This window comes from Bacillus sp. 166amftsu (assembly GCF_900107445.1).
In the GTDB taxonomy this organism is placed as follows: domain Bacteria; phylum Bacillota; class Bacilli; order Bacillales; family Bacillaceae_G; genus Bacillus_A; species Bacillus_A arachidis.
Genome location: NZ_FNQA01000027.1, coordinates 1 through 12097 on the forward strand (window position 1 = coordinate 1; position 12097 = coordinate 12097).

Consider the following 12097-nt stretch of genomic DNA (forward strand, 5'->3'; position numbering starts at 1 on the left):
AATTATTTCATGAGATGGAATATTAAAAATTGCCGCCGTTTCTCTCATAGATGTCCCTTGTTTCTCCATATAATTAAGCACATCTAGTTTATACTGAAGCGAATAAGTTGTATAGCGCTTTTCAAAAGCTTTTTCCCCAAAGGCCTCATATTGTTTAATCCACTGATAAATTATACTAGAATGAATCCCTAGAGATTTAGCGATTCTTTTCCCGCCATCTACCCCATCAAAATATTGTTTTACTATTTGTAGTTTTTCTTTAGAAGAAAACTTACTCATAAAAAAGTGCACCTCCAATTGTTAAGTGTGTCTAACAATTGGGGTGCACATCATAATAAACCGTCTTTTTTTAAATCTCACAAGTTCTATCCCCTCTGGCAACTCACTTTCCGTTAAAACCCTAGTCCCTTCACGCGTTCCATTACATAAAATGAAAAAAGCGTGCCTTGTCAGCGCCGCTTTTTATTTCTCTACTTTTGTGAAGAACTGCGGAAGATAGTCTTTATGTGCTTCCAACATTTCATCTAAAATTTGTTTTGCTACTTTATCTGATGGTACAAGTGGATTAATTGTCATAGCTAGCAGCGCTTTATGATAATCCCCTGTAACAGCAGCTTCAATTGATGTGCGCTCAAATGATTTGATTTGCTGAACTAAACCGCAAACAGAAACCGGTAAGTCTCCTACCGCAATCGGCTTCGGACCATCTTTTGTAATGGTACAGTTCACTTCAACAACTGAATCATGTGGCAAGCTTGCAATTGTACCGTTATTTCTTGTATTAACAGGTTGAATATCACCTTTATTATTATAAATGGATGTAATTAAGCTACATGCTGCATCACTGTAATACGCCCCTCCGCGTTTTTCTAACTGCGGTGGCTTAATATCTAAATTCGGATCTTTATATAACTCGAATAAATCGTCTTCTAATTGTTTCACCACTTCTGCACGTGTTCCTTTTTTAATAGAAGCTTGTTTTTCTTCTTCTAGCATTTCACGTGTTTTATAATAGTAACGATGGTATGGACATGGAATTGCACGCAGAGCGCGGATGAACTCTGGCTCCCAATCTAGCGCAGCGATGTTTTCCATCGTAATTTGCTTTTCTGGGTCTGTTACAAGTTCTATTACTTGATCCATCACACTTACTCCATCTAAATACACATTTAATCCGTAGACCATATGATTTAAGCCGGCAAAGTCAACATGAACGCGGCTTGCATCTACTTCAAGCAACCTTGCAAGCCCCATACGAATACCAATTGGAACATTACATAATCCCACTACTTTTTGAATGCTTGTATAACGAAGTACAGCCTCTGTTACCATGCCAGCTGGATTTGTGAAATTAATGAGCCAAGCATCTGGACAAAGCTCTTCCATGTCTTTACAAATATCTAAAATAACCGGAATCGTTCTCAATGCTTTGAATAATCCACCTGGCCCATTCGTTTCTTGACCGATTACATCATATTTTAATGGAATCGCCTCATCTTTCGTACGTGCCTCTAATAAACCAACGCGAAGCTGTGTTGTTACAAAGTCAGCATCCTTAAGTGCAGCGCGGCGATCAAGTGTTAAGTGAATATCAATTGGTAGACCAGCTTTTTTCACCATACGTTTCGCTAAATTCCCAACGATCTCTAACTTTTCTTTTCCTTCTTCAATATCAACGAGCCAAATTTCGCGAACTGGAAGCTTATCATAGCGCTTAATAAATCCTTCAATTAACTCTGGTGTATAACTAGATCCACCGCCGATTGTAGCAATTTTAATTCCGCTCATATCTTATTCTCCTTTCGCATCAAGTTTTTTATAAAGGTCAATAAATTCTGCTGCTAATTCTTTTACAGTCATTGAATTCATTAAATGGTCTTGTGCATGAATTAAAAGAACACTAATTTCTGTTTTTTCTCCTCTTGCTTCTGATTGTATAAGCTCTGTTTGGAAATGATGTGCTTCATTAATGGCTTCTTTCGCTTTTGCCATCGCTTCATCCGCTTCTAATAATCTCCCCTGTTTCGCATATTGCAGTGCCTCCATCGCATAACTTCTTGCGTTACCGCTGTGTAAAATTAATTGGAATGGAATTTGTTCTGCTGTAGTCATCATAAATACCGCCCTCTCTATAAAGTGAAACTTTAATCAGCAGGGGCTTTTTCCCACTGATTATTAGCCCTCGCCAATCGGGCATTTACAGGTAGTTGTCTCCACCTAACTTCTTTGCTTTTACCGAATTTTCAGGTAGGAGGCTTACTCCCCTTTAATGCGGGGTAAAGTTCAACCGATTGAAATACCCCCTCAGTTTGAACGCGTCTATTAAACTATTATTTTAGTAGTATGTTTTTAGTGTTCTTCCAGATATGTGCCATCTTTCTGAACATGATATAAAGGTATTGTCCTCACGGTCTAGCACCGCCCGTGAGAACAATCATGTATTACATAGGTACAGATTGATCGTTTCCTTGTGCTGCAGCTTTTTCAGTTTTAACAATAGAACGGTCACATAATACAATGAATGGATAGTAAATTACCATTGCGATTACAAAGTTGAGTAACTGGAGAATTGCACCTGAAATATGTCCACCTGTTACAAGGTAACCACTAATAATTGGTGGTGTTGCCCACGGAATCATCGCAACTGTTTTGGGCACCATTCCTAAAGAAATCGCTGTATAAGAAGTAATTACTAATACAATTGGTGTCACAATAAATGGAATAAATAAAATTGGGTTTAAAATAATCGGTGTACCAAAGATTACTGGTTCATTAATGTTAAATGCACCTGGTCCAATTGATAATCGGGATACGCCACGCATTTGTGCGCTTTTCGCTACAATTAATACAACTACTAAGAATGCTAATGTTGCACCAGAACCACCAAGATATACGAATGTATCAAAGAATGGCTTTGTAATAATGTTTGGAACATCAAATGCAGACACACCATCTTGGAATAATTTTATATTTTTTTCTAACGCTGGTAAGTATAACGGCTCGATGATACCACCAACGATGTTTGGACCGTGTAAACCAAAGAACCAAAGAAGATGAACAAGAATTACAATAACAATTGCACTTGGTAATGTACCCGCTAAACCTTGTAATGGTAATTGAATTGTATTAAAGATAAATTCATGAACACTTGTACCTGCTAATTTCACAGCTAATTGAATACCTGCAACTACTGTCAAAATCACAAATGCTGGAACTAACGCTGCAAAAGAGCGAAGAACAGCTGGTGGTACTCCATCTGGCATTTTGAAAGTAATCTCTCTTTGTACAAAGAAACGGAATGCTTCCGTAACAAGAAGTGCTACAATGATTGCTACGAATAAACCTTGTGCTCCTGTCCAAACTAAATTTAATCCGCCCTCTTTTGGTGTTGTTGGTGTAAGAATAATTAACGCACCAAATGAAATAATACCTGCAGACAATCCATCAACACCGTAAGATTTTGCTAAGTTGTAACTTGTTGTAAATGCTATAATTAATGCTAAAATTGCGAAAGAACCAGTCCACATTCCTCCGCCTATCTGCTTCCACGTTTCACCAAACAAACCTTTCATGAAACTTTGAAAAGCTTCAGATGGAAAGCCATTAACAAGCGACGCTAGGGCACCAACTAAGATAAGCGGCATAACTGCAATAAATCCATCACGGATCGCAGCTAAATGACGTTGTGATCCGATTTTACCAGCGACTGGAACAATATACTTTTCCATAAATGCAATAAACTTTTGCATTCTTTCTTCCCCCCTAATTATTTTTTAAGTGTTAATGCGTGATCTAAAACTGCCTCTCCATTCATCATGCCGTAGTGCATTGGATTGATAACGTCGATACCAACATTCCTCTCATCAGCAAGCGCTTTCATTGAAGAGAGCATATAACGAACTTGTGGTCCTAGTAATAATACATCTGCTTCATCAATGTTGTTTTTTACTGCATCCCCAGATACAGCCCAGATCTTTCCTTCTAGGCCGCGAGCTTTTGCAGCCTCTTCCATTTTTGTAACTAGTAAGCTTGTAGACATTCCTGCTGAACAACAAAGTAAAATATTCATTAATAAGTCCCCCTATGCATGTAAACTATTTTTGTTATTTATTTTTCTTTACACCTTTTATTATTGCAATTGCCGTGCCAACTTTTCAAACTGCCTAAAATCAACATTCTCCTAAGTGTTTTTTATTGTGTGTTATCGCTTTCAAAAAGTGTGTTATTTAAAATATCGGTAGTGTGTTATAAAACAACACGCTTTTAACACATATCTGTATGAAAATAGATTAGTGTTTAGTTGTCTAGTCGTGTGGGAAACCAAAAAATAAAATATTTTTACAAATAAATTTTATATTGGCTTTTCACTTTGTAATAAACTAGTGTTTCATATTCCAAAAGAATAGATTATCCAATCTAATTCTATTTCTTTACATAAAATAAGATAAAACATTTTTTATACAAGAAGTATGGAACATGCCACATTCGGCAGACATATAATTGTAGATTTGTGGGAAATAGATTTTTTCTCTATTAAATGCTTGTGAATTTTTAGAACAACATTTAATAACTGCATCTGTTATATGTGGTGCTACTGTTCTATCTGTAAGCGAAAAAATATTTCATCCATATGGCGTTACTATATTAATTCTACTAGCAGAGAGCCACATCTCTATTCACACATATCCAGAAAAGGGCTTCGCAGCAATCGCCTATTATACATGTGGTACAGCAGTTGATCCACAAAAAGCGATTAACTATATATTAGACATTTTAAAACCGAAGCGATTTTATATAAAAAAATTGCTTCGAGGTATAGGAGAAATAACGAATATGAGCTAATTCTTATTTTTATTCTTCTACTAAAAGGCGGTTACGCTACAATAACAGGACCATCAGTGATAATCCACTGATGACCCACACCCATCTATCATTCAAATATTGGCGATTCGAAAACCTACAATAAAGAATTAACCTCCTGTAAACCTACTTCAATCCACTATTCAATCCCTCAATTTTTTTCTTCCAATACATTGTCATCGTAAACCAGATAATGAAGTAAATAACGATAAAGCTACCTATGCAAATCAGAATGGGAACAAGTTGACTTGGAACCCAACCAATCCAAATTGCAATCGGTAAGAATGTTCCTAGTAAAATGATAAAGTGAATCATCGTTTGCTTCAAAATGCTCCATTCTTCTCTCTCAAACACAAAGGAAGCAAACGAGAAGATCATCCCTACAATATTTGCTGTTACAAGGTGGGTAAGTAATGTCTTTGTCTCTAATACATCCATTCCATTTGCATAACCGATTCCTAAAAACAATAAGCTATACACCATCGCCATCGCCATTCCTGCAATCACTTTAGCGCCTATTCTATCAAACAATGTAATCATCATATATCTCTAACCTCCTCCTATATTCAATGCTTCTTTAATAAGCGGCACATATTTTCTTGAAACATACTCTTTCATTCCATTTGAAAAGTGTGCACACATACTGCCACTAAAAGACATTTCAAAACTTGTTACATACTGCAAGTTAGCTAATGTAGACTTTGAGAATCTCACAAAGCGATCACCCTGTAATTTTGTTTCTCACTCATACAAACGTGATTTCACTTCAAGACTTCCTTTCGTCGTTTGCGCCATTATCTTTCGACCCTCTGCATAAAACCAATAAATATCTTTCGGTTCTAACAAATAATATTGCTGTTCCGAAATTCCAACAATTTGCTTCACACCTCCACCTTCTATCCTTTTTAAAAGATGCTGAACTTCGTCTGTTACTTCTTTTGTCTTTACAATAATCTCTATTTCATCTTGTGATGGATCTAATTCAAGGTGAATCTTCACTACCTCCACCTCCCTTACACTTTTATTGTTACATATATTTGGAAAAAATAAATAGATTGCTACATAAGTGGTATCACCCTCGACATAACTGACACTTTTTCGTACATAAAAAAGACCTCGCATAAGCAAGGCCTCATTCTTTCGCTAACATTTTCTTATATAATCCTACAAATTCACTCGCTAATTCCTTCACCGTTATAGCATTCATTAAATGGTCTTGTGCATGAACCATGAGCAGGGTAATCTCCGTCTTTCCCCCCGCAGCTTCCCTCTGTATCAAATCTGTTTGCAAACGATGCGCTTCTTGTAATTCTTGAAGCGCATCCTGTAGTTTAGCGTCCGCCTCTTCAAACTTTCCTCGCTTTGCATAATCAATCGCTTCCATCGCACTGCTTCTCGCATTTCCTCCATGTAAAATTAAATGAAAAGCTTGTGTCTCTAATGTATCCATTTTATCTCTTTACTCCCCTTTTTCTTACGCTACTTTTTGCTTATCCTACACTCTCAAAAATGGTAAATAAAGAATACCATCGTAGCCCCAAAACTTTCTGCACAGATTCATAATTATCATATTTGTTATATCTTTCTTTGCTTGAAAAACGCTGCAGGTTTTAATCCATTCGTGATAATTAAATTGAACTCATGACACCGCCCACCATGGCTCGTCATGAATTCCACATGGACAATAATGAATACTACTAATACATCCACTTTATGTTGTTTCTCAAACCTGTAAGCGATTCCAATAAAACCTATTAAAGACATTATATTAAATGTTGCACTAACTGGATACCCGAACACTTCCTTACAATTACCTCCAAATAAAATAACACTTTATTTGCCACAAATTTGTTATAACTTTCACAAAGTTTCCACAGCGCTTTCTCTTCCTTCGTACTATAATCATGTATGGAAAAGGAGATGGAAACTATGACACAAAACGCCCCGGAATTTAAAGTTTTGCAAAGCATAGCATTTCTTGCTGTTGTTTTGCAAAGTTCCTTACTATATACAATGAATCAAGGACATATTCTACTAGAACAATCTCTTATTATGGGAATGCTATTTAATCTCGCAAAATTTTCAGCACCAGCATTCATCTTCATTGTTGGATTCCATTTAATTCGGCAATACACAAAACAAATGGTTTATACAGAATACCTCTATGAAAAAACAACATACTTACTTGCTCCTTATTTCTTCTGGTCCGTCGTATACCTATTTACAACAAATCAAGTCGTTACAGTGCAAAGCGGAATAAAAAGCCTATTTCTCGGAACAGCCGCACCCCATCTTTGGTACGTCATCATGATGTTCCAAATTCATTTGTTGTTCCCACTGCTATGCGGATTGTTCTATTGGTTTCAAAAGCGAACACACAATCAGCAAGATATATACCGGTACATGGCCGTTTTCGCTAGCATGTATTTTCTCTTAATGTGGTATTCTTCTCATTATATTTTTAACGGTGAAGTCTTAACTAGATCAACTGTTTTGCATTATACAGATCGATCCTTCTTCTTTTATTCATTTTACTTTGTCATGGGAGGAATCGCAGCTGTAGCACTTCAAGCTTGGCGTTTATTTGTAATGAAACATATACCGCTCATAACAATCTTATTTTTTATTCTATTCTTATTCATTAACTATGAACTATTTAGCTTTTATGGTGTAGATTCCATTCACCTTACTGTATCTACCTATTTAAAGCCATCCATGTTTCTGTACATTGTATGTGAAATTTTAATATTATACGTACTATCTATCATGATTGTACAGCGACGAGGTTTGTTATATAAAACATTACGTTTTATCGGAAACTACACGTACGGGGCCTATTTAGCGCACTTTTTCTTTTTACAGCTAATTACGAAATTACTATCTCTATTTACATTACAAGCAAATACAATTCTATACAGTCTATCACTATTTCTTTTGACGGTAACATTTTCTATCATCACAATGGTTATATGTAGCACGGTTCCATTCCATACATGGATTACAGGACCTTCTCCCACGCCTGTATTAAAATGGCCTACACTTATACCTTTACTATCGTTAGTAAGAAGTAAAAAATAAGAAGAAGCTGCCTCCGCAAAGAGGCAGCTTCTTCTTGTCCAGAAACCTGTTGATTTTTCTTTCTTCTAATATAACAAGGCCATCTACAATAACTGCAGGAGCCGCTATCATCCTTTTACTTCTTATCCATTTTCAATTCCGTCTCAGCTAATAGCGGCAACACGTTATCAAAAATATGCGTGTTGTCCTCTTTCCCAACTACATATCCACCATAAAACCTGCTAAATACGTTGTCATTCCGAAATTCACTCATCCGATTGTATAATTCCTTAGCAAACTTTATATCTCCCGTTTGCAACACATATAGAATGGTTAGCCCATATGCCGCTGGTGATTCAAAATCTACTACTGGTTTTCCTGTATCTAAATCATAACGACCGTATAGCTTTCCATCTTTATGGAATGCTTTTTTGATAAAATCTAAATAGGATTCGGAAGCAATGCCGCCTAAACTCCGATGATAAGCAACATACGATTGATCAATCAGATTCACCTGTTTTTCATATGTGAACGTGCCATCTGCTTTATATTCTTTCGGGAATGCCCAGCCGCGCCTCGGATAATCCGCTAAAAATTGAATAACTCCTTGATATTGCGTTTCTGAAATTTTTCCGTACTTTTTCATATAAGAGAATGCACTTGGATTTATGTAGGATGTCGTTAATATATTGTGTTGCATCTCCTTATCCGCATCATAATAATCAACATAGATGTTTCCTCTCTTATTATAACGAAGTACAGCATCACTCACTTGATCCGCAAGATGTTTATACCGCTCTTCTTTATACATTTCATAGGCACGATATAGCTGTTCGATAATGCGAAGATCATCAATGAGAGCGTTCGTAGCTGCTTGTCTTTCTCCTGTTTCAGAAATTTTCCATAAAACAATATGGACTGGATGTATAAAATAATTTTGGATAACCTTTACTTGTTCATCAAACAATGATTGATTGTCCATATCAAGTGTATATTGTAGCCATAGTCCTGCTGATTCTGATAATGCTTCACGACCGATTGCCTCGTCCGTTCCTTCCTCTGAATCAGCTATTCGATATGTTGCGAGCGTCCCATTCTCGTTTATCATATGTCTCAAAATAAAATATTCTGTTCGATTCCCTTGTAGTGCAGCCCAAAAAACAATCCCTCCTAAAACCATAAATAAAACTAACGCCACCCATATATACAAATGTTTCCGCACGTTTTCTCACCTCTATAATAAGGCTAACCGTAATCTTGGTAGAACATACGGAAACATTTAAAAGACAATCCTTTAGATTGCCCTTACTTTTTATTCTTTACATACGTTAGTTAGCCTCTTTCGCAGGACGATACAGTAATTGCACAAGGCGATCATATTCACGCCGTGTAATTTCTTTATTGTATAACTTTAATAATAAATCTTTATGCTCTTTCGAAAACGCCATTTTTCTAATGACTTCAGGATACATACAAGAATCCCCCTCCGTTTCACATGAACCTCTTCATTCTGTTGGTCTCAACCTCAGGAACAGAACTAACGTTCGTATAAGCATTATAAAAGATTTTGTTCTGAAATACAAATGCAATTACATTCCTTCCCTATTTTTTATCTTTTCTAAAGATTTCAAAATTATAATATCATACTCACTTTTTAAAATACATATATATTTTTGGCAGTTTTTTGAATAAATTTTCCAGTTCAATCAGAAAATAATGGCAAAAATGAAGAGGAGTAGAGTTATGGATACTGTTACATTGTCACGGGCTTTCTTTGGATCATCATTAGCATTCCACATTATTTTTGCAACTCTTGGAATCGGACTATCCTTAATGATTTTTATAAGCGAAATATTATATCACTGGAAGAGGGATTCAGATTATGCTGTTATGGCAAAAAGATGGACAAAAGCTTTTGCCATCCTTCTTGGTGTAGCAATTCCTACTGGAACAATTGTCGGTGTACAAATTTCACTTCTTTGGCCCGGTTTCGCCAAAATTGTCGGTCAAGTCATATCTGTTCCATTCCAGATTGAGATTTTCGCATTCTTCTTAGAAGCTTTATTTATGTCCATTTACGTATATGCAGCAGATAAATTACCACCATTCATGAGATTAATCTCACTCTTTTTTGTCATGCTTGGTGCCACGGCATCTGCCGTGTTAATTACTTCAGCAAACACATGGATGAATACACCGGCAGGCTTTTCTATGAACCCTGATGGCTCTGTCTTTAACGTTGATCCGTGGAAGGCATTCTTTAATCCAAGCTTTTTCACAAGCTCCCTTCACGTGGTCATTACGGCTTACGCAACAGGTGCAGCAGTCATTGCTTCTATCGCTGGATTTAAATTATTAAAACGAAATATAAGCCCACGGGAAATTGCTTATCATAAAAAAGGACTATTTTTAGGCCTCGTCGTCACGTTTATTACAGGTGCAACAATGTGGCTTTCTGGACATGAATCAGCAATTGCCCTGCATGAACATTCTCCGGAAAAATTAGCAGCGGCTGAAGCATTATTTCATACAACATCACATGCTCCTCTTGCAATTGGTGGGTTTGTTGATCCTGCAACACATGAGCTAAACTACGCCCTTGAAATCCCAAATATGCTAAGCATGTTAGTTGGATTTAATCCTAATACCGTTGTAAAGGGATTAAATGAATTTCCACAAGAAACGTGGCCACCATTTTATACGCATACGTTCTTTAATTTAATGGTCGGTACAGCTGCATTCACTTTTGCTGTAGCAGCAATCGCTCTTTTATATTGGTACTTTATCTATCGAAAAAAAGGGGCAGAATTACCAAAGTGGCTTCTGTGGGCTACTGCTGCATGCGGACCGATTATGATGCTTGGCATTGAATTTGGATGGGTTTTCAGTTGTAGCGGCCGTCAGCCTTGGACGATTTATGGGATGCAGCGCACAATGGATGCTGCTACGCGGGCTGATTTCGTCGGGCCCTTATTTATTTTATTCATCATCTTATATGTCGGTCTTGGCGCTTTAACGATTTTCGTACTACGAACGTTCTTTAGAAGACATCCATTAAAAAACGATCTAGGACAGCAAGGAGGAGATCCTCGTGCATGAGGAAAGTATTGCGATTATCATCTTATGGGCCATTATCTTCGTATACAGTATTTTAGGTTCCATTGATTTTGGGGCTGGATTTTGGGGCATGGTATACGCGAAGCACCCGACACTAGCCGGAAAGCTTGCCAATCGTTATCTATCACCAACATGGGAAGTCACGAATACATTTCTTGTCTTTGTCGTTGTCGCATTTCTTGGCTTCTTTCCGAAAGCAGCTTTTACACTCGCAACAGTCATGTTCGTTCCTGTAACATTAATTTTAGTTCTCGTTGCTATTCGTAGTACCTTTATGGTGTTTGCTTACTCTGTACCAAAATATGAACACGTCCTGCGCCTCATTTCTGGTATTACTGGGCTCTTAATTCCTGCCTTATTAATTACAGTTTTGCCAGTAACAGAAGGTGCCTATATTACAACCTCTGGTGGAAAAGAAGTTTTATTATATGGGAAACTTCTATCAAGCCCTGTAATCTATTGGTATATGTTGTTCGGATTAACTTCTGAGCTATTCTTATCCTCTCTGTTTCTAGCTGATTTTGCGAGAGAACAGCGCTCAGAAGATACATATCGAATTTACAGACGTAATGCCATCATACTCGGCCCAGCAACACTCGTTACTGCCATCATCGCCCTTGTTGTTATGGACCCAGAAACCCATTGGCTCATGCAAGGATTAATTAAACAGTTTCCGTGGTTCACAGTCTCCATTATTTTATTTGTAATCGGGTATTCTTCCCTTTGGTGGACAAACAAAAAACACGGTTCACTTGGCTGGCCTCGCATCGCTGTGTTAGCAGTTGTTGCACAATATGCATTTGCAAGCTACGCTTATGGCGTTGCACATTTACCGTATATTATCTATCCGGACGTTACCGTATTTACAAGCTTTACAACGAAAGAAACATTCTATGCGCTGCTCATCCTCTATGCAATTGGCATCGCGATCTTACTTCCGGGCTTTATTTTCTTCTGGAATTTATTCTTAAAAGATCGAACATTCCTCAAAGAAAAATAGCAATTAAAAAAGAAGCTACTCCAAACATTTACTGAAAATAGAGATGTTTGGAGACCAGCTTCT

Annotated in this window: 13 protein-coding genes and 2 pseudogenes; 4 read left to right on the forward strand and 11 right to left on the reverse strand. The window is 37.1% G+C overall.

Annotation, left to right across the window (positions count from 1 at the left end; genetic code table 11):
- The 5 genes from BLV40_RS25480 to BLV40_RS25500 all read right to left on the reverse strand — a co-directional run.
- A partial coding sequence (locus BLV40_RS25480) for a helix-turn-helix domain-containing protein (protein WP_139265617.1) occupies nt 1-279 on the reverse strand: 279 nt, incomplete at its 3' end.
- Nucleotides 280-462: 183 nt separating this feature from the next.
- On the reverse strand, nt 463-1788 hold the full coding sequence (locus tag BLV40_RS25485; protein WP_090695157.1) for a 6-phospho-beta-glucosidase: 1326 nt from the start codon (nt 1786-1788) through the stop codon (nt 463-465).
- Nucleotides 1789-1791: 3 nt separating this feature from the next.
- Entirely contained in the window at nt 1792-2115 is a 324-nt protein-coding gene (locus BLV40_RS25490; protein ID WP_026594025.1) for a PTS lactose/cellobiose transporter subunit IIA, read from the reverse strand.
- A gap of 326 nt (nt 2116-2441) precedes the next feature.
- Nucleotides 2442-3749, reverse strand: coding sequence for a PTS cellobiose transporter subunit IIC (celB, locus tag BLV40_RS25495; protein WP_090695161.1), 1308 nt, complete (start codon nt 3747-3749; stop codon nt 2442-2444).
- Between the two features lie 17 nt (nt 3750-3766).
- The gene (locus BLV40_RS25500; protein ID WP_026594023.1) at nt 3767-4069 is read right to left on the reverse strand and encodes a PTS sugar transporter subunit IIB; all 303 of its coding nucleotides are present in this window, start codon (nt 4067-4069) and stop codon (nt 3767-3769) included.
- 400 nt (nt 4070-4469) lie between these two features.
- Here BLV40_RS25500 and speD point away from each other — a divergent pair.
- Nucleotides 4470-4842, forward strand: a pseudogene (speD, locus tag BLV40_RS25505) (adenosylmethionine decarboxylase).
- A gap of 144 nt (nt 4843-4986) precedes the next feature.
- Here the strand turns inward: speD and BLV40_RS25510 are convergent.
- The 4 genes and pseudogenes from BLV40_RS25510 to BLV40_RS25525 all read right to left on the reverse strand — a co-directional run bounded on the left by BLV40_RS25510 (nt 4987) and on the right by BLV40_RS25525 (nt 6660).
- Nucleotides 4987-5400: a DUF3021 domain-containing protein gene (locus tag BLV40_RS25510; RefSeq protein WP_035415761.1), complete on the reverse strand. Its 414-nt coding sequence runs from the start codon at nt 5398-5400 to the stop codon at nt 4987-4989.
- A gap of 9 nt (nt 5401-5409) precedes the next feature.
- Nucleotides 5410-5859: pseudogene (locus tag BLV40_RS25515) on the reverse strand (LytTR family DNA-binding domain-containing protein).
- 133 nt (nt 5860-5992) lie between these two features.
- On the reverse strand, nt 5993-6310 hold the full coding sequence (locus tag BLV40_RS25520) for a PTS sugar transporter subunit IIA (RefSeq protein ID WP_026594020.1): 318 nt from the start codon (nt 6308-6310) through the stop codon (nt 5993-5995).
- A gap of 125 nt (nt 6311-6435) precedes the next feature.
- On the reverse strand, nt 6436-6660 hold the full coding sequence (locus BLV40_RS25525; protein WP_026594019.1) for a hypothetical protein: 225 nt from the start codon (nt 6658-6660) through the stop codon (nt 6436-6438).
- A gap of 108 nt (nt 6661-6768) precedes the next feature.
- On the opposite strand from BLV40_RS25525, the gene BLV40_RS25530 reads away from it, so the two are divergent.
- Nucleotides 6769-7938, forward strand: a complete 1170-nt coding sequence (locus BLV40_RS25530) for an acyltransferase family protein (protein ID WP_139265618.1) — start codon at nt 6769-6771, stop codon at nt 7936-7938.
- A gap of 115 nt (nt 7939-8053) precedes the next feature.
- On the opposite strand, the gene BLV40_RS25535 is transcribed toward BLV40_RS25530, so the two are convergent.
- Nucleotides 8054-9139, reverse strand: coding sequence for a transcriptional regulator (locus tag BLV40_RS25535; protein ID WP_139265619.1), 1086 nt, complete (start codon nt 9137-9139; stop codon nt 8054-8056).
- Nucleotides 9140-9245: 106 nt separating this feature from the next.
- Entirely contained in the window at nt 9246-9389 is a 144-nt protein-coding gene (locus BLV40_RS28735) for a hypothetical protein (protein WP_090695168.1), read from the reverse strand.
- A 271-nt stretch (nt 9390-9660) separates the two neighbouring features.
- Between BLV40_RS28735 and BLV40_RS25545 the strand changes: the two genes are divergently transcribed.
- Entirely contained in the window at nt 9661-11016 is a 1356-nt protein-coding gene (locus BLV40_RS25545) for a cytochrome ubiquinol oxidase subunit I (protein ID WP_090695172.1), read from the forward strand.
- Nucleotides 11009-12034: a cytochrome d ubiquinol oxidase subunit II gene (locus BLV40_RS25550; protein ID WP_026594015.1), complete on the forward strand. Its 1026-nt coding sequence runs from the start codon at nt 11009-11011 to the stop codon at nt 12032-12034. The genes BLV40_RS25545 and BLV40_RS25550 overlap by 8 nt, the downstream gene beginning before the upstream one ends.
- Nucleotides 12035-12097: the final 63 nt, after the last annotated feature.

Excerpts from the sequence above, each read along its gene's own strand:
- BLV40_RS25500 (WP_026594023.1), bottom strand. The coding sequence starts at position 4,069 with ATGAATATTTTACTTTGTTGTTCAGCAGGAATGTCTACAAGCTTACTA.
- BLV40_RS25545 (WP_090695172.1), top strand. The coding sequence starts at position 9,661 with ATGGATACTGTTACATTGTCACGGGCTTTCTTTGGATCATCATTAGCA.
- BLV40_RS25520 (WP_026594020.1), bottom strand. The coding sequence starts at position 6,310 with ATGGATACATTAGAGACACAAGCTTTTCATTTAATTTTACATGGAGGA.
- BLV40_RS25530 (WP_139265618.1), top strand. The coding sequence starts at position 6,769 with ATGGAAAAGGAGATGGAAACTATGACACAAAACGCCCCGGAATTTAAA.
- BLV40_RS28735 (WP_090695168.1), bottom strand. The coding sequence starts at position 9,389 with ATGTATCCTGAAGTCATTAGAAAAATGGCGTTTTCGAAAGAGCATAAA.
- BLV40_RS25510 (WP_035415761.1), bottom strand. The coding sequence starts at position 5,400 with ATGATTACATTGTTTGATAGAATAGGCGCTAAAGTGATTGCAGGAATG.
- celB (WP_090695161.1), bottom strand. The coding sequence starts at position 3,749 with ATGCAAAAGTTTATTGCATTTATGGAAAAGTATATTGTTCCAGTCGCT.
- BLV40_RS25485 (WP_090695157.1), bottom strand. The coding sequence starts at position 1,788 with ATGAGCGGAATTAAAATTGCTACAATCGGCGGTGGATCTAGTTATACA.
- BLV40_RS25490 (WP_026594025.1), bottom strand. The coding sequence starts at position 2,115 with ATGATGACTACAGCAGAACAAATTCCATTCCAATTAATTTTACACAGC.